Origin of the sequence: Pseudacidovorax sp. NFM-22 (assembly GCF_021401245.1) — a bacterium.
GTDB lineage: Bacteria > Pseudomonadota > Gammaproteobacteria > Burkholderiales > Burkholderiaceae_C > Xenophilus.
The window spans coordinates 128,375-145,751 of record NZ_JACBFY010000009.1 but is presented as its reverse complement, the minus strand read 5'-3'; the positions used below and the strand labels follow the sequence as shown (position 1 = coordinate 145,751).

Annotated in this window: 16 protein-coding genes; 11 read left to right on the top strand and 5 right to left on the bottom strand. The window is 71.3% G+C overall.

Annotated elements, in window-relative coordinates; genetic code table 11:
* Positions 1-137: 137 nt before the first annotated feature.
* From paoC to paoA, 3 genes are read right to left on the bottom strand one after another with little or no spacing between them, the layout of a single operon-like run.
* The gene (gene paoC, locus L0984_RS26390) at positions 138-2,351 is read right to left on the bottom strand and encodes an aldehyde oxidoreductase molybdenum-binding subunit PaoC (RefSeq protein ID WP_234197338.1); all 2,214 of its coding nucleotides are present in this window, start codon (positions 2,349-2,351) and stop codon (positions 138-140) included.
* Positions 2,348-3,307 carry an FAD binding domain-containing protein gene (locus tag L0984_RS26385; protein WP_234197337.1) on the bottom strand — a complete coding sequence of 320 codons (960 nt, stop codon included), beginning with the start codon at positions 3,305-3,307 and terminating at the stop codon, positions 2,348-2,350. Before L0984_RS26385 ends, paoC begins: the two co-directional genes overlap by 4 nt.
* Positions 3,304-3,897, bottom strand: a complete 594-nt coding sequence (gene paoA, locus L0984_RS26380) for an aldehyde dehydrogenase iron-sulfur subunit PaoA (protein ID WP_234197336.1) — start codon at positions 3,895-3,897, stop codon at positions 3,304-3,306. The genes L0984_RS26385 and paoA overlap by 4 nt, the downstream gene beginning before the upstream one ends.
* Positions 3,898-4,211: 314 nt before the next feature.
* On the opposite strand from paoA, the gene L0984_RS26375 reads away from it, so the two are divergent.
* The 10 genes from L0984_RS26375 to L0984_RS26330 all read left to right on the top strand — a co-directional run bounded on the left by L0984_RS26375 (position 4,212) and on the right by L0984_RS26330 (position 14,133).
* Complete coding sequence (locus L0984_RS26375; RefSeq protein ID WP_234197335.1) at positions 4,212-5,183, top strand: amidohydrolase family protein; 972 nt, start codon at positions 4,212-4,214, stop codon at positions 5,181-5,183.
* Positions 5,180-6,166, top strand: a complete 987-nt coding sequence (locus L0984_RS26370) for a Bug family tripartite tricarboxylate transporter substrate binding protein (RefSeq protein ID WP_234197334.1) — start codon at positions 5,180-5,182, stop codon at positions 6,164-6,166. Before L0984_RS26375 ends, L0984_RS26370 begins: the two co-directional genes overlap by 4 nt.
* Before the next feature lie 47 nt (positions 6,167-6,213).
* Positions 6,214-6,900 carry an RraA family protein gene (locus L0984_RS26365; RefSeq protein ID WP_234197333.1) on the top strand — a complete coding sequence of 229 codons (687 nt, stop codon included), beginning with the start codon at positions 6,214-6,216 and terminating at the stop codon, positions 6,898-6,900.
* Positions 6,897-7,811, top strand: coding sequence for a hydroxyacid dehydrogenase (locus tag L0984_RS26360; protein ID WP_234197331.1), 915 nt, complete (start codon positions 6,897-6,899; stop codon positions 7,809-7,811). Before L0984_RS26365 ends, L0984_RS26360 begins: the two co-directional genes overlap by 4 nt.
* A 124-nt stretch (positions 7,812-7,935) precedes the next feature.
* A complete protein-coding gene (locus tag L0984_RS26355; protein WP_234197330.1) occupies positions 7,936-8,952 on the top strand; it encodes an MBL fold metallo-hydrolase in 1,017 nt (338 codons plus the stop codon).
* A 4-nt stretch (positions 8,953-8,956) separates the two neighbouring features.
* Complete coding sequence (locus L0984_RS26350) at positions 8,957-9,949, top strand: tripartite tricarboxylate transporter substrate binding protein (protein WP_234197329.1); 993 nt, start codon at positions 8,957-8,959, stop codon at positions 9,947-9,949.
* Positions 9,950-10,119: 170 nt separating this feature from the next.
* Entirely contained in the window at positions 10,120-11,070 is a 951-nt protein-coding gene (locus tag L0984_RS26345) for a tripartite tricarboxylate transporter substrate binding protein (RefSeq protein ID WP_234197411.1), read from the top strand.
* Positions 11,071-11,265: 195 nt separating this feature from the next.
* The gene (locus L0984_RS26340) at positions 11,266-12,168 is read left to right on the top strand and encodes an amidohydrolase family protein (RefSeq protein ID WP_234197328.1); all 903 of its coding nucleotides are present in this window, start codon (positions 11,266-11,268) and stop codon (positions 12,166-12,168) included.
* Between the two features lie 14 nt (positions 12,169-12,182).
* Positions 12,183-13,100, top strand: a complete 918-nt coding sequence (locus tag L0984_RS26335; protein ID WP_234197327.1) for an SMP-30/gluconolactonase/LRE family protein — start codon at positions 12,183-12,185, stop codon at positions 13,098-13,100.
* A 55-nt stretch (positions 13,101-13,155) separates the two neighbouring features.
* The gene (locus L0984_RS26330; RefSeq protein ID WP_234197326.1) at positions 13,156-14,133 is read left to right on the top strand and encodes a Bug family tripartite tricarboxylate transporter substrate binding protein; all 978 of its coding nucleotides are present in this window, start codon (positions 13,156-13,158) and stop codon (positions 14,131-14,133) included.
* Positions 14,134-14,155: 22 nt separating this feature from the next.
* Here the strand turns inward: L0984_RS26330 and L0984_RS26325 are convergent, their stop codons facing one another.
* Positions 14,156-14,929: an IclR family transcriptional regulator gene (locus tag L0984_RS26325; RefSeq protein ID WP_234197325.1), complete on the bottom strand. Its 774-nt coding sequence runs from the start codon at positions 14,927-14,929 to the stop codon at positions 14,156-14,158.
* A gap of 110 nt (positions 14,930-15,039) precedes the next feature.
* Between L0984_RS26325 and L0984_RS26320 the strand changes: the two genes are divergently transcribed.
* Positions 15,040-16,014, top strand: a complete 975-nt coding sequence (locus tag L0984_RS26320) for a Bug family tripartite tricarboxylate transporter substrate binding protein (protein WP_234197324.1) — start codon at positions 15,040-15,042, stop codon at positions 16,012-16,014.
* 88 nt (positions 16,015-16,102) lie between these two features.
* On the opposite strand, the gene fahA is transcribed toward L0984_RS26320, so the two are convergent.
* Entirely contained in the window at positions 16,103-17,374 is a 1,272-nt protein-coding gene (fahA, locus tag L0984_RS26315) for a fumarylacetoacetase (RefSeq protein WP_234197322.1), read from the bottom strand.
* Between the last annotated feature and the right edge of the window lie 3 nt (positions 17,375-17,377).

Below are 17,377 nucleotides of genomic sequence, written 5' to 3'. Positions count from 1 at the left end.
GCGAGCCTGTTCGCCTTGAGCTCGGCGAAGGGGTGAGGGGCTTTTCGGCCCCGGCTTCGACAAGCTCAGCCCGAACGGTCTTCGGTTCACCGACTCGTATGCGCTGGTGATGGGCCGCTTCTAGCGGCTTGGCGGACTCAGGCCGCCGCCGGCCACTGCGCAATCAGCTTGTCCAGCGTGACCGGATAGTCCCGCACCCGCACGCCCGTGGCGTTGTAGACCGCATTGGCCACGGCCGCCGCCGCGCCGCACAGGCCCAGTTCCGCGATGCCCTTGGCGGCCAGGGGCGAGGCCATGCCGTCCGGCTCGTCGAGAAACACCACCTCCTGCTCAGGGATGTCGGCATGCACCGGCACCTCGTAGCCCGCCAGATCGTGGTTGACGAAGAGGCCCAGCCGGGTGTCCACCGCCAGTTCCTCCATCAGCGCGGCGCCGACACCCATGGTCATGGCGCCGATCACCTGGCTGCGGGCCGTCACGGGGTTCAGGATGCGGCCGGCGGCGCAGACGGCCAGCATGCGGCGCACGCGGATCTCGGCCGTGTCCACATGCACGGCCACTTCGACGAAATGCGCGCCGAAGGTGGAGTGCTGCCATTGCTTGGAGAGCGACTCGTCGTACTCGATGCCGTCCTCGGCGGTCAGCGGCTCGCCGTCCTTCACCGCGTCGGTCAGGGCGATGCGGCGACCGCCGCTGCGGACCTCGCCCTCCGCGAATTCGGCGCCTTGCGGCTCCAGCCCCAGCTTGCGGGCGATGGCGTCGCGCAGCTTCACGCAGGCGGCGTAGACGCCGCCTGTGGCGTTGGCCGCGCCGAACTGGCCGCCCGAGCCGGCCGACACGGGCCAGTCCGAATCGCCCAGCTTCACCTCCACGCGCTCCAGCGGCACCCCCAGCAGGTCGGCGGCGGTCTGGGCCAGGATGGTGTAGCTGCCGGTGCCGATGTCGGTCATGTCGGTCTCGACCGTCACGCCGCCATCGGGCGTGAGCCGCACGCGCGCGGCGGACTTCATCAGCATGTGGTTGCGGAAGGCTGCCGCCATGCCCACGCCGATGGCCCAGCGGCCTTCGCGCTTCATGCCGGGCTTGGCGGGGCGCTTGTCCCAGCCGAAGCGCTGGGCGCCGTCGCGCAGGCAGTGGGCCAGGCGGCGCTGGGTGAAACGGCGCTCGGGATGTTCGGGGTCGACGTCGGTGTCGTTGCGCAGGCGCAGTTCGACCGGGTCCAGCCCCAAGCGCTCGGCCAGCTCGTCCATGGCGATTTCCAGCGCGGCCATGCCGGGCGCTTCACCCGGCGCGCGCATGGAGTTGCCTTCGGGCAGGTCCATCTCGGCCAGGTACATGGCGGTGCGGCGGTTGGCGCCGGCATAGAGCAGCCGGGTCTGGTTGACGGCCGTCTCCGGCTGGCCCTCGGGCTGGTCGCCGGACCAGCTTTCGTGCGCGATGGCGGTCAGGAGCCCATCCTTTTCGGCGCCCAGACGGATGCGCTGGATCGTGGCCGGACGGTGCGTGGTGTTGTTGGCGATCAGCGGCCGGTGCAGCCCCACGCGCACGGGGCGCTTCACGGCGCGCGCCGCCAGCGCCGCCAGCAGCGCGTCTGAACGCAGGAAGAGCTTGCCGCCGAAGCCGCCGCCGATGAAGGGCGAGCGCACCTGCACCTTGGCCTTGTCCATCTTCAGCGTGGCGGCGAGGTCGGTGCGGCACCAGTCGACCATCTGCGTCGAGGTCCACACGGTGAGGCTGTCGCCCTCCCACGATGCGAGCGTGGCATGCGGCTCCATCATGGCGTGCGACTCGTCGGGCGTGGTGTAGGTGGCGTCCAGTTGCACGGGCGCGGCGCCGAAGGCCGTGTCGAAGTCGCCCACCTCGGTCTTGGCGTCGTCACCGGCGAGCTCGGCGTTGTCGCGCTCGGCTTCCAGGTCGAAGCGGCCGGGCGCGGCGTCGTAACGCACACGGATCAAGGCGGTGGCGGCGCGGGCCTGTTCCAGCGTCTCGGCGACGACCACGGCGATGGCCTGGTGGTAGTGGTCGATGGCCGGGCCACCGAGCAGCTTGGCCGTATTGCGTTGCGACTTGTCGAGTGCGCCCGCATCTTCGGCGGTGACGATGGCCAGCACGCCGGGGGCGGCACGGGCCGCCTCCAGGTCCATGCTGGCGATGCGGCCCTTGCCGATGCCGGCGCCAAGCACCCAGCCATAGGCGGCATCGCGCACATGGACGTCGAAGTCCGGATGCCATTCACCGGCATAGGGCGCGGTGCCGGTGGTCTTGCGCGGGCCGTCGACGCGGTGCGTGGGCTGGCCGACATGGCGCAACTGCTCGCCGGGCACTGAGGTGGTGGAGGGATCGAATTTCACGGCTGCATCTCCTTCGCGTCGGCCAGGGCGGCCGCCAGCGTGCGCTGCGCCAGGGGCAGCTTGAAGGCGTTGTCGGGGCGGGGATCGGCGTCGGCGAACAGCCGCTCGGTCACGGCATAGGGACCATTCGGCAGCTCGGCCTCGGCCGCTTCCATGCGCCAGGGCTTGGGTGCGACGCCGCCGAAGGCCACGTGGCCGGTGCCGTCGGGCTGCACGATGGCCGCCACCGACACCAGGGCGAAGGCATACGAAGCGCGGTCGCGCACCTTGCGGTACACGTGCGTGCCGCCGACCGGGGCCGGCAGCGTCACGGACGTGATGAGTTCGGCGGGCGCCAGCACGGTGTCGCGTTCGGGCGTGTTGCCGGGCAGGCGATGGAAGTCGGCGATGGGGATCGTGCGCCGGCCGCCGCCGGCCTGCACGGTCTCCACCGTGGCGTCCAGCACGCGCAGTGCGACCGACATGTCGCCCGGGTGGGTGGCGATGCAGTGTTCGCTGCCGCCCACCACCGCCAGCTGGCGGCTGTAGCCCTGCAGCGCGCCGCAGCCGCTGCCGGGCTCGCGCTTGTTGCAGGGCAGGGCGGTGTCGTAGAAGTAGGGGCAGCGCGTGCGCTGCAGCAGGTTGCCGGCGGTCGTCGCCTTGTTGCGCAGCTGGCCCGAGGCGCCCGCCAGCAGCGCGCGCGAAAGCACGCCGTAGTCGCGCCGCACGCGGGCGTCGGCCGCCAGGTCGGTGTTGCGCACCAGGGCGCCGATGCGCAGGCCGCCGCCCTCGGTGGGCTCGATGCGGTCCAGGCCCAGGCCGTTGATATCGATCAGGTGCGCGGGCGTTTCCACCTGCAGCTTCATCAGGTCCAGCAGGTTGGTGCCGCCGGCGATGAAGCGGGCGTCCGGCGTGCGGGCCCGGGCGGCCGCAGCCGCTTCGGGCGTGGCGGCGCGTTCGTAGCTGAAGGCTTTCATCGTGTGGCCTCCGCAGCTTCGGCGATGGCCTGCTGGATGTTGCTGTAGGCGCCGCAGCGGCAGATGTTGCCGCTCATGCGCTCGCGCATCTCGTCGGGCGAGAGCAGCGGCTTCGCCTGGATGTCCTCGCTCACATGGCTGGGCACGCCGTCGCGCAGTTCGCGCAGGGCGCCCACGGCCGAGCAGATCTGGCCCGGCGTGCAGTAGCCGCACTGAAAGCCGTCGTGCCGCACGAAGGCCTCCTGCATGGGATGCATGGCCTCGGGCGTGCCCAGGCCTTCGATGGTGGTGACCTCGCTGCCCTCGTGCATCACCGCCAGGCTCAGGCAGGTGTTGATGCGCCGGCCATCGACCAGCGCCGTGCAGGCGCCGCACTGGCCGTGGTCGCAGCCCTTCTTGGTGCCGCACAGGTGCAGGTGTTCGCGCAGCGCGTCGAGCAGTGTGGTGCGGTTGTCGAGGGTGAGGCTGCGCGCCTCGCCGTTGACCGTCAGCTGGACGGTGGAATGCAGCGAGTCGGTGGTGCTGCTGCCGCCGGATGGCGATTCCGGGGCGCGGTCGCGCAGCGGCGGGGACTTCGAGCTGGGGGCCATGGGGTACTCCGTAGGTTCCGTGGGGATTGGCCGCCTTTGGGTGATCGCGAGGCGTGGCAGGGCATGCGGCGGCAGTCGACCAACTGTGGGGGCAGGCCCCGGCATGGCGGGCTCGGTGCAGGGACCAGCCGGGCGACGGCGCAGCGCCTGAGCGCCTGTGGGACGTGCCGGACACGCGGCGCCTGGCGCGCACGCGCGGCGTTTCACCCACCACAACGCGTTTCGCTGAACGAACCCGCATTGTGAATAGCGCAACGCGCTCCTAGAGTCCGCTCCCATCGCGGTGCCAAGACGCCGCCTTCGGAGACGACCGGATGCCATCGACCTTGCCACCCCCGCCTGCAGAACGGCCGCCCCTCTCGGGCCCGGTCGACTGCGCCGGTGTGCAGCCGACGGTCGTTCCCTTCAGCGCGGGCACCGCGCCGCCGGCCACCGCGCTGCCGGCGGGCGCCTGCGACGGCCATATCCACGTCTACGACAGCCGCTTCCCGGCCGTGCCCGGCGCACGCCTGCTGCCGCCCGACGCCGCCGTCGAGGACTACCGCCGGTTGCAGCGCCGCACCGGCCTGCAGCGCGCCGTGCTCGTCACGCCTTCCACCTACGGCGCGGACAACCGCCCCATGCGCGCGGCGCTGCGCGCGCTGGGCGGGCACGCGCGCGGCGTCGCCGTCATCGATGGCAGCGAATCCGACGCGCATCTCGCGCAGCTCCATGCCGAGGGCGTGCGGGGCGTGCGGCTGAACCTGTCGCTGGGCGTGGGCCTGCACGCCGACATGCTGGCGCCCTTTGCACGGCGAATCGCGCCGCTGGGCTGGCATCTGCAACTGCTGATGCCGGCCGACCTGCTGGCGACGCTGGCCGACCGGCTGGCGGATCTGCCCGTGCCGCTGGTCTTCGACCATTTCGCGCGCCTGTCGCCCGCGGATGCCGGCCGACATCCCGCCCATGCCGGGGTGCTGAAGCTGCTGCGCGACGGCCGGGCCTGGATCAAGTTGTCGGGTGGCTATCTGGTCAGCCCCACCCATAGCACCGACGACCCGGCCCTCGACGCATTGGCCCGCAGCTTCATCGACGCCGCGCCCGGGCGCGTCGTCTGGGGCAGCGACTGGCCCCATGCCACGGCAACGGCCGGGCTGCAGCCGCTGCCCGACGACGCCCGCCAGCTCGACCGGCTGGCGCACTGGACCGGCGGCGGCGAGCGCCTCGCCCAGGTGCTGGTCCACAACCCGGCCGCGCTGTACGGCTTCGGCCCCCACCCTGAATCGCAAGGAGACACCGAGACATGAACCCCCCCTTCCTCACCCGCCGTTCCCTCATCGCCGGCGCCGCCGCCCTGCTGGCCGCCGGCAGCAGCTGGGCCCAGGGCGACTGGCCCACGGGCCGCGTCATCACCTGGGTCGTGCCCTATCCGCCCGGCGGCAGCACCGACGTGCTGGGCCGCGCCGTGGCGCAGAAGCTCGGCGGCACGCTGGGCACCAACGTCATCGTGGACAACCGTGCCGGCGCCACCGGCACCATCGGCGCGGCCTACGTCGCCAAGGCTGCGCCCGACGGCTACACGCTGCTGGGCACCTCGATCGGCCCGCAGGCCATCGCGCCGCACCTGATGGGCAAGCTGCCCTACGACCCCATCGGCGGCTTCGCGCCGGTGATCACCATCGGCACCATCCCGCACATCCTGGTGGTGGGCGCCAACCAGCCCTACCGCAGCGTGGCCGACCTGCTGGCCGCCGCCAAGGCGCAGCCGGGCAAGCTGGCCTTCGCCTCGGGTGGCACCGGCACCATCCTGCAGATGCAGGGCGAGCTGATGGCGCAGCAGACCGGCACCCGCTTCATCCACGTGCCCTACAAGGGCGACACGCCCGCGCTGCAGGACACGCTGGGCGAGCAGGTGAACTTCATGTTCGCCCCGGCCGCCGCCGCGCTGCCGCATGTGCAGTCGGGCCGGCTGCGCGCCCTGGCCGTCACCTCGGCCGTGCGCCTCAAGGCCCTGCCCGACGTGCCCACCATGGGGGAGGCCGGCCTCAAGGACTTCGTGGTCGAGCAATGGCAGGCCGTGTTCGCGCCGGCCGGCACGCCCGCGCCCATCGTGGACCGCCTCAACCGCGACATCAACGCTGCCCTCAAGACCGCCGATGTGGTCGCCCTGGCCGACAAGCTGGGCGTGACCCTGGTGGGCGGCACGCCCGAGCAGCTGGGCGCGCTGCAGAAGTCCGACTCCGCCAAGTGGGCCGAGGTCATCCGCAAGGGTGGCATCAAGGCCGACTGACTGCGCCCCCTTCCCTTTCCTTTCTTCTTCCGAACCGAGTACCCGTCATGAGCCAACTCCCCGAAATCGTCCGCGACATCGAGCGCGTCTCCCCCGAAGTGGTCGCCAAGGCCGGCACTTACCAGGCCGCCATCCTGGCCGACGTGGCCGGCCGCCGCGGCACCATGAGCGCGCGCGTCGCGCCCGTGCACCACAGCATGGCCGTGGCCGGCCCGGCCTTCACCGTCGAAGTGCGGCCCGGCGACAACCTGATGATCCATGCCGCCATCGCGCTGGCCCAGCCGGGCGACGTGCTGGTGATCGACGGCAAGGGCGACCAGACGGCCGCCCTCATGGGCACGCTGATGCTCAGCGCCTGCAAGAAGCGCGGCCTGGCCGGCGTGATCGTCGACGGCGCCATCCGCGACAAGCTGGAGCTGCTGGAGCTGGACTTCCCGGTCTTCAGCGCCGGCTTCAACCCGGCCGGCCCCACAAAGTACGTGCCCGGTCGCATCAATCATCCGATCTCGGCCGGCGGCGCCAGCGTCAACCCCGGCGACTTGGTGGTGGGCGATGCCGACGGCGTGGTGGTGATCGAGCGCGAGAAGGCGCCCGCCATGCTGGCCCTGGCCGACAAGAAGGTGGCCGACGAAGCCGCCCGCCTGGACGCCATCTCGCGCGGCGACACCGCCTCCAAGTGGCTGCCCGCGGCCCTGCGCGCGGCCGGCGTGCTGAAGGAAGGCGAAGAGCTGTGAGCACGGTTCTCGTCACGGGTGCGGACCTCGCACCGCAGGCCCTGGCCCTGCTGAAGAACATGGAGGTGGTCTACGCCGGCAAGACGCCGACCGAGGACGACCTGATCGCGCTGTGCCAGCGCCACGACCCCGTGGCCATCATCGTGCGCTACGGCAAGGTGGGCGCGAAGGTGATGGATGCGGCGCCGTCGCTCAAGGTCATCTCCAAGCACGGCAGCGGCACCGACACCATCGACAAGGTGGCCGCCAGTGCCCGCGGCATCGAGGTGGTGGCTGCCGCTGGCGCCAACGCCGCCGCCGTGGCCGAGCAGGCCCTGGCGCTGATGCTGGCCTGTGCCAAGTCGGTGGTGCCGCTCGACGCGCGCATGCACGCCGGCCACTGGGACAAGGCCACGCACAAGAGCCTGGAACTGGGCGGTCGCACCGTCGGCCTGGTGGGCCTGGGCGCCATCGGCCAGCGCTTCGCGCGCATGGCCCACGCCATGGACATGCGCGTCATCGGCTTCGACCCCTTCGCCAAGAACCTGCCCGACTACATCCAGCCGGTGGACCTGGCGACGATCTGGCGCGAGTCCGACGTCGTCTCGCTGCACTGCCCGCTGACCGACGAGAACCGCGGCATGCTGAATGCCGACACGCTGGCCCAGTGCAAGCGCGGCGTGATCGTGGTCAACACCGCGCGTGGCGGCCTGATCGACGAGGCCGCGTTGCTGCAGGCCGTGCGCTCGGGCCAGGTGGCCGGCGCCGGCCTGGACAGCTTCGCCGTCGAGCCGATGGCCGCCGGCCATCCCTTCCAGGGCCAGGAGCGCATCGTGCTGAGCCCGCACATCGGCGGCGTGACCAGCGATGCCTACGTCAACATGGGCGTGGCTGCGGCCAGGAACCTGCTGGCGGTGCTCGAGCGCGGCTGAGCCCGACTTGCCACGCTGCCGGGCCGCCCTTGGGCGCGGCGGCGTCGAGCCCCTCTCCCGCGAGGGGAGAGGGAGTCAGCCATCCGCAATGACGGACCGACCCATCAAGAAGGAGACAAAGACCATGACCCAACGCCTTCCGTGCGGCCTCTTCGCCGCCGCGCTCGCCACCGCCCTGTGGGGCTGTGCCAGCCCGCCGCCAGCGGCGCAGCGGCCTTCCGAGGCCAGCATCGCCGCCCACGTCGCCGCCGCCACGCAGGCGGCCGGCAGCGACCTCGGCGAGGTGCTCACGCTGTGCAAGCCCGTGCCCGCGTCCCGCCCAGTACAGGGCGAGGATTCCGACCGCGGCCTGCGCGCCCTCATCGACCGTCCGGCGCCGCCGCCCGGCCGTGCCTTCGACAACCTGTACTTCGTGGGCGGCGACTGGGCCAGCGCCTGGGCCGTCGACACGCCCGAGGGCATCATCCTGATCGATGCCCTCAACAACCAGGCCGAGGCCGCGGCACTGATCGAGGGCGGCATGCGCAAGCTGGGGCTGGACCCGGCGCGCATCCGCTACATCGTCGTCACGCACGGCCATGGCGACCACTACGGCGGCGCGCCCTACGTGGCCAGGAAGTACGGGGCCCGCGTGGTCATGAGCGACACGGACTGGACCATGATGGAGACGCGCCTGGAGTTCGCCACGCCCCTGTGGGGTGCGCCGCCCAAGCGCGACATCACGGTCAAGGACGGGGACAAGCTCACCCTCGGCGGCACCAGCCTCACGCTGTACATGACGCCCGGCCACACCTGGGGCACGCTGTCGCCGGTGTTCGACGTCAGCTGGCAGGGCCAAAAGCACCGCGTGCTGCTGTGGGGCGGCACGGGCTTCAACTTCGGCGCCGACATCCCGCGCATGGAGGCCTACGGCCGGTCCACGCAACGCATGGCCCAGGTGGTGCGGGCCGAAGGCATCGACGTGATGCTGTCCAACCATTCGCGCGTGGACGGTTCGCAGGGCAAGTTGGCCAGGCTGCGCCAGGCCGGCGGCACCGGCCCCAACCCGTTCGTGGTGGGCGAGCCCACGGTCGAGCGCACGCTGACGGTGATGAACGAATGCTCGCTGGCCCAGCGCGACCGCTTTGCCCTGCTGCCCTGACGCCATGACCACGACCTCGTTCAAGGCCGCGCGCCTTCTCGCCCCCACGCTGCTGGGCCTCGCGGCCATCGCAACCGCCGCCCATGCCCAGGCGCCCGCCTATCCCGCCAAGCCCGTGCGCCTGGTGGTCGGCTTCTCGGCCGGCGGGCCCACCGACGTGGTGGCGCGCGCCTTTGCCGACTACGCCGCCCGCACGCTGGGCCAGCCCTTCCTGGTGGACAACAAGCCCGGCGCCAACACCATCCTCGCGGCCGAGGCCGTGGCCGCCGCGCCGGCCGATGGCTACACGCTGCTGCTGGGCGCCACCAACCACACCATGATCCCGGCGCTCTACAGCAACCGGGTCAAGTTCGACGCCGTGCGCTCCTTCGCACCGGTGTGCAGCCTGGCCGTGAGCCCCACGGTGCTCGTGGTGGGGCCGGCCATGAAGGCGCCGAACCTGGCGTCCTTCCTGCAGCAGGTGAAGGCCGCGCCGGGCCAGCGCACCTATGCCACGCCGGGCGCCGGCAGCTCGGGGCATTTCGCCAGCGAGCAGTTCACGCGCCTGACCGGCACGCGCATGAACCACATCCCCTACAAGGGCGCCGCGCAGGCCGTGACCGACCTCGTGGGCGGGCAGGTGGACAGCTCCTTCGCCACGCTGGGCTCGGTGCTGCCGCAGGTGCAGGCCGGCAAGCTCACGGCGCTGGCCGTGGCCGCGCCGCAGCGCTCGCCGCTGCTGCCGCAGGTGCCCACCTTCGACGAGGCGGGCGTCAAGGGCTACCGGGCCGACGCCTGGTACGGCCTGCTGGCGCCGGCCAGCACCCCGCCCGCCGTGCTGGCGGTGCTGCAGAAGACCGCCCAGGACTTCGTGCGCCAGAGCGCCACGCAGGAGAAGCTGCGCGGCCTGGGCATGGAAAGCCAGCACGTGTGCGGCGCCGACTTCGGCGCGCAGCTGGAGCGCGAGGTCAAGGCCTACGGCCAGCTCGCGCGCGAGCTCGACCTCAAGCCCGAGTGAGCCTGCGGGCCCTGGCGTCGGCGCGACCGAGGCGCAGGTGCCAAGGGCACCGATCCGGCGGCCGCGCAGGCCGCCTCTGCTTCGATGAAGGCAGCCGTCCGTGCTGCCCCCTTTTTCTTCCATCCCAAGACTTCGGAGATATGCGTGTGGCCTCTTCCTCCCTCTTCTCACTGACCCGCCGCCTGCTCGTCGCCAGCCTGGCGACGGCCGCCTTCGCCGCGCACGCGGCCTACCCCGAGCGTCCGATCACCATCGTCGTGCCCTATGCGCCCGGCGGCGCGGCCGACGCCATGGCCCGCGTGATCGCGGCCAAGCTGGGCCCGAAGTTGGGCACCAGCGTGATCGTGGACAACCGCGCCGGCGCCAGCGGCACCATCGGTGCGGCCTATGCGGCCAAGGCCGCGCCCGACGGCTACACGGTGCTCTACGACGCCACGCCCTACGCCATCAACCCGCACCTGTTCCCACGCATGCCCTATGCGGCCGATGCGCTGCAGCCGCTGTCGCTGGTGCTGACGATGCCCAACATGCTCGTCACCAAGGCCGATTCGCCGTACAAGTCGGTGGCCGACCTGGTGGCCGCGGCCAAGGCCCAGCCCCACAAGATCAACTTCGCCTCCGGCGGCGCGGGCACCGTGCAGCGCCTGGCGGCCGAGCTGTTCCGCCAGAAGCTGGGGCTGGACATGGTGCACGTGCCCTACAAGAGCGGCGGCCCGGCCATCACCGACACGATGGCGGGCCAGGTGGACTTCATGTTCGCCACCGTGGCGGCCAGCTATCCGCTGGTGTCGTCCGGCAAGCTGCGCGCGCTGGCGGCCACCTCGCCGCAGCGCTCGCCCCGCCTGCCCGACGTGCCCACCGTCGCCGAGACCGTGGTGCCCGGCTACGAGGCCTCCGAATGGAACGGCATGCTGCTGCCCGCCAAGACGCCCAAGGCCATCGCGGACAAGCTGCAGCAGGCGCTGGCCGAGGTGCTGAAGGACGAGGAGGTGCAGCAGCGCATGAAGGACCTGGGCGCGCAGCCCATCGGCTCCACGCCGGCTGCCTTCGCCGACTTCCTGAAGAAGGAAGACGCCAAGTGGGGCGAGGTGGTGCGCAAGGGCGACATCAAGCTGGACTGATGAAGAAGCACCCCCCATGCCGCTTCGCGGCTCCCCCCTCTCTGGCGCCTTCGGCTTGGAGGGGGGCGCACCCGGTGGCCTGGCAAAGCCAGTTCCACGGGTGCCCTGGCGTGGCCTGCTCCGCGGCCGTTCGATCCTGGGCGGCACGCCGGCTCAAGGCGATGCGGGTGGCGTGCGGCGCCATGGAGCACTGACATGGCCGCCCCGCTGCCGCTGCTGCATTCGGTGCCCCATTCGGCCGGGCTCGCACGGCCGGGCTTCGCTTTGCCCGCGGGGGCCTGCGACAGCCACATGCACATCTTCGACCCGCGCTTCGCGCCGTCGAAGCATTGGACGCGCCAGCCGCCCGATGCGCCCGTGGCGGCTTATCGGCAGCTGCAGGCGCGCATCGGCACGCAGCGGGCGGTGGTGGTCACGCCTTCCACCTACGGCACCGACAACGCCTGCACGCTCGACGCGCTGGCGCAACTGGGCGAGGCCGCGCGTGGCGTGGCCGTGGTCGATGCCGACGTGGATGCCGCCGAACTGCAGCGCCTGCACGGCCTGGGCGTGCGCGGCCTGCGCGTCAACTTCGTGACGCCGCAGTCCTGGGGTACGACCACGCCGCAGATGCTCGCCACGCTGGCGGACAAGGTCGCGCCGCTGGGCTGGCACCTCCAGGTCTTCGTGCATTCCGAGCAGCTGCTGGCCATGGCGGAGCTGCTGCGCGGCCTGCCGGTGCCGGTGGTGGTGGACCACATGGCGCGGCTCGATCCCGTGCACGGCGCGGACGGCGAGGCCTTCGCGCTGCTGGGCGAGCTGCTGGATGCCGGCAACACCTGGGTCAAGCTCTCGGGCGCCTACATGCGCTCGGTGGTGGGCGGCCCCGGCTATGCCGACACGCTGGCGATGGGCCAGGCCCTGGTGCGCCGCGCGCCGAACCGGCTGGTGTGGGGCAGCGACTGGCCCCACACCACCGAAGTGCCCGGCAGCGTGGACGATGCGGGCCTGGTCGACCTGCTGGGCCGCTGGTGCGCGGGCGATGCCGCGCTGCTGGCGCGCATCCTGGTCGACAACCCGGCGCGGCTCTACGGCTTCGGCCCCGTGCCTTCTTCCTGAACGATCGCAGACCCATGTTCCTTCTCCAACCGCCCCAGGTGCGCGAACTGACCCTGTTCAGCGCCATGCCCGACGAGTTCCGCCGCCCGCGGCGCAGCGACTGGGCCGACGCCAACCGCGGCGGCACGCCCACCGATTCCTTCCTCGAAGGCCCGGTGCTGGGCGAGGACGGCCAGCTCTACGTCACCGACATCCCCTGGGGCCGCGTCTTCCGCATCGACATGCAGGGCCGCTGGTCGCTCGTGGCCGAGTACGACGGCGAGCCCAACGGCATGAAGTTCCTGGATGCCGGCACGTTGCTCATCACCGACTACAAGAACGGCCTGATGCAGCTGGACGTGGCCAGCGGCCGCGTCACGCCCTTCCTGGCGCGGCGCAACAGCGAGCGCTTCAAGGGCGTCAATGACCTGGTCTTCGACCGTGCCGGCAACCTCTACTTCACCGACCAGGGCCAGACCGGCCTGCACGACCCGACGGGCCGGCTCTACCGCCTCTCGCCCGAGGGCCGGCTGGACCTGCTGCTGGACAACATCCCCAGCCCCAACGGCGTGGCGCTGTCGCCCGACGAGAAGGTGCTGTACCTGGCCGTCACGCGCGGCAACTGCGTGTGGCGCGTGCCGCTGCTGCCGGACGGCAGCGTCTCGAAGGTGAGCCAGTTCTTCACCTCCTACGGCCCCAGCGGCCCGGACGGCCTGGCCGTCGACGCGCAGGGCCGCGTGCTGGTGGCCAACCCAGGCCTGGGCTACGTGTGGGTGCTCAACACGCGCGCCGAGCCCGTCGAGGTGCTGCGCGGACCGGCCGGCGCCTCCATCACCAACCTGGCCTTCGGCGGTCCGGAGCGCCGCACGCTCTACGTCACCGACTCCACCCACGGCCGCGTGATGACCGCCGAGATGGACGTGCCGGGCCTGCCGCTGGCGCGGCGCGGCTGAGGCGCCCTTCGCGGCGCCTGCGCCGAACACATTGCATCACCACCGGAGACAACACTTGCGAATTTCACGCCCCTGGCTGGCCGCCGCGCTGGCCGCCTTCACCGCCCTTGCCACGCCTCTTTCCTGGGCGCAAGGCGCCTATCCGACCAAGCCGATCCGCGTGATCGTGCCCTTCGCGGCAGGCGGCCCGGCCGATGTCGTGGCGCGCGAGCTGGCCCAGTCGCTGGCCCCTGCGCTGGGGCAGCCACTGGTCGTCGAGAACCAGGGCGGCGGCGCAGGCGTGCCGGCGCTGGGCACGGTGTCGCGTGCGCCGGCCGATGGCTACACGCTGCTCTTCGCCGCGTCCGGCAATGTGGTGATCCAGCCGCTGCTGACGAAGACCCGCGTCGACGTTCTCCAGCAGCTGTCGCCTGTGGCGATGGTCACGGCCAGCCCGCATGTGCTGGTCGTGTCCAGCAAGCTGCCGGTGCACACGGTGAAGGAGTTCGTCGCCTATGCCAAGGCCCACCCGGGCGAGGTCAACTTCGCATCGGCCGGCGTCGGTGGCCTGGCGCACCTGGGCACCGAGCTGTTCCAGCGCGCCGCGGGTATCGATGCGCGCCATGTGCCCTACAAGGGGACCTCGCAGGCGATGTCGGATCTGGCCGGTGGGCAGGTCCAGGCCATGTTCAGCAGCCTGCCTTCGATGAAGGGCCTGATCGACAAGGGCGCGATCCGCGTGATCGGCGTCACGGCCCCTTCTGCCTCGCCGGCCTACAAGGGCATTCCGGTCATCAAGGACGCCGGGGTCCCCAACTTCGAATACACGACGTGGTACGGCCTCTACGGTCCCGCCGGGCTGCCCGCGGCGGTGGTGGACCGGCTCGGCGTCGCGCTCGCCGGCCTTGCCGCCGACAAGGCCTTCGACGAGCGGCTGCTGGCCCAGGGCGTCGACCTGTCGATCAGTTCGGCCAAGGAATTGGGCGAGCGCACGCGCCGTGAAACCCCCACCTGGGACAAGGTGATCCGCGACGCGGGCATCCAGCTGAACTGAACCCGCGCGCCGGCCGCCCGCATCAAGGATGCCAGCGCGACACGACGGGCGGCGTGGCCGGCGAGCGACCACCCGCCAGCGCATACGACAGCTGGTTGGCCGCCGCCACCACGCTCTTGGCGTACTTTTCCAGCCGCTCGCGCGTGAGCCGCGAACTGGGGCCCGAGATGCACATCGAGCCCAGCAGGTGCCAGCCGCTGCGGAAGACCGGCGCCGCCACGCTGGAGACCTCGGCCTCGCGCTCGCCCATCGAGATCTGGTAGCCGCAGGTGCGGATCGCCTCGTAGGGCTCGCCCTTGGCGCCGCTGAAGGCCAGGATCACCCGGCCCGGCGCGCCGCGGTCCAGCGGCAGGCGCTCGCCGATGCGCACGTTGTGCCGCACCGACTGCGGCCCTTCCACCCGCGCCACGCAGGAGCGGATGTCGCCCTCTCGCACGTAGAACGATGCGCTCTCGCCCGTCAGCTTGACCAGCTCGTGCAGCGCCGGCTCGACCACGTTGTTGACGTCGAAGCCCGCTTGATAACGCGCGCCCAGCCAGCCGGCCGCCGGCCCCAGCCGCCACTGGCCGCTGTCGGTCTGCACCATGTAGTGGGACTGCGCCAGCGTGCGGGCCAGGCGCAGCACGGTGGTCTTGTGCATGCCGCAGCGGCGGCTCAGCTCGGCCAGGCTCAGGGCCGATTCACCCACCTCGAAGGCCTCCATCAGCGACAGCGCGCGCGTGACGGCGATCACGCCGCCTTCGCCGCGTTCGGCAGCAAGGCCATTGGGGCTTTCCTCAGGGGCTTCGTTGCGCATGTCGGACCTCGGTTCGCTGAACGAAACGACATTGTATGGATTGAAACCCCCACCTAGAGTGCGCCCCAGGACGCGACCGCGCGTTCGCCACAGTCGGAGACAGACAGACCATGAAGACTTCCCGCCGCGCCGCGTTGGCGCTCGCCGCCGCATCCCTGCTCGCCGTTGCCGGTACGGCCCAGGGCGAGACCTGGCCCGCCCGCCCCATCCGCCTCATCGTGCCCTTCCCGGCCGGCGGCGGCACCGACATCATTGCCCGCGAGCTGACCAACAAGCTCACCAGCTACGGCTACAACTTCGTGGTGGACAACAAGCCGGGCTCCGGCGGCAACCTGGGCGTGGACGCCGCTGCCAAGGCCGCGCCCGACGGCTATACCCTGGTGCTGGGCCAGACCAGCAACCTGGCGATCAATCCGACGCTCTACAGCAAGCTGCCCTATGACCCGGTGAAGGACCTGACGCCGATCAGCCTGGTGGCGACCTCGCCGCTGGTCATCGTGGCCGGCACCGCCACGCCCTTCAAGACGCTGGACGACCTGGTGAAGGCGTCGAAGGCCAAGCCCGAGAGCATCAACTTCGCCTCGTCGGGCAACGGCACGGTGTCGCACCTGGCCATGGAGTCCTTCCAGAAGGCCGCAGGCATCCAACTCACGCACATCCCGTACAAGGGCGCGGCCCAGGGCATCACCGACGTGATCAGCGGCCAGGTGCAGCTGTACGTGTCCTCCGTGCCCACGCTGCAGGCGCACATCAAGTCCGGCAAGATGCATCCGCTGGCGATCACCTCGCTGCAGCGCGCGCCGGAGCTGCCGCAGGTGCCCACGGTGGCCGAGTCGGGCTACAAGGGCTTCGAGTCGATCACCTGGTTCGGCATCGTGGGCCCGGCCGGGCTGTCCAAGGACATCGTGGCCAAGCTCAATGCCGACATCAACAAGGCGCTGCAGGACCCCACGCTCAAGCAGAAGCTGGCCGGCCAGGGCGCCGACGTGCAGGGCAGCAGCGCCGCGGACTTCGCCAGGCTGATCCGCGACGACATCCCGCGCTGGGGCAAGCTGGTGAAGGACTCGGGCGCGAAGGTGGACTGAGCGAGCACGCGCTGCACAAAGAAAAGACCCTGCCGGTGCGTTGGCCCGGCAGGGTCTTTTTCATGGGGGCGGCGGGCCGCGCCGGGGTTCAGGCCAGCACGGTGCCGCTGGCCTCGCCCAGGCCGATTCGCACCGCGCCCTCGCGCTCGCACCAGCCGCGCAGGATCAGCGTGTCGCCGTCCTGCAGGAAGGTGCGCTGCTCGCCGTTGGGCAAGGTGATGGGCTGCTTGCCGCCCACGCTCATTTCTGCCAGGGAGCCAGCGGTGTCGAGCGACGGGCCCGACAGCGTGCCCGAGCCCATCAGGTCACCGGGCTGCAGGTTGCAGCCGTTGACCGTGTGGTGGGCCACCAGCTGCGCAGGCGTCCAGTAGGCCGCTTCCTTGAGCTTGCCGAGGGACAGGCGCGTGGGCGCCTGGCCGTCGGCGCGCATCTTCGCGGTCTGGATGAGCACCTCCAGCTGCATGTCGATGTGGCCGTGCGCGCGGTTGGCGGCGCCGTCCAGGTAGGGCAGCGGCTGCGGATCACCTTCGGGCCGGGTGAAGGGCACGCGGAAGGGCGCCAGCGCCTCCATGGTCACGATCCACGGCGAGACGGTGGAGCCGAAGTTCTTCGACAGGAAGGGGCCCAGCGGCTGGTATTCCCAGGCCTGGATGTCGCGTGCGGACCAGTCGTTGAAGAGGGCCACGCCGAAGAGATGGTCCTCGGCCTGGTCGATGGCCACCGGCTCGCCCAGCGCATTGCCCTGGCCGATGAACCAGGCGAGTTCCAGCTCGTAGTCCAGCCGCTTGCAGGGGCCGAAGCTGGGTTCGGCGGCGTCGGGTGCCTTGGTCTGGCCGCGCGGACGCTTGAAGGCGGTGCCGCTCGGGATGATCGAGCTGGCGCGGCCGTGGTAGCCGATGGGCACCCACTTGTAGTTGGGCAGCAGCGGGTTGTCCGGGCGGAACTGGCGGCCGATGTTGGTGGCGTGGTGCACGCTCGTGTAGAAGTCGGTGTAGTCGCCCACCTTGCAGGGCACCGCGAGTTCGCAGGCCGACTGCGGCACCAGCGCGGCGGCCCAGGCCGCCTGCTGCGTGCTGCCCTGGGCCAGGCCGTCGGACAGGCGCTGGCGAAGCGCCACACGCTCGGCGGGCGCGGCGGCCATCAGCGCATTCATGTCGTCGTGGTCCACCAGGCCGGCGGCGCGCAGGTCCAGCACCTGGTCGCCGATGGCGACGCCGATACGCAGGCCCGCGTCGCTGCTGCCGGCACGGCGGAAGCGGCCGAAGGGCAGGTTCTGGATCGGGAAGTCGCAGCCCGCCACGTTGGCGGATTCCACCCAGCTGCGCAGGTGGGGGTTGTGGGTCTTGTCGAGAACGGTCATGGC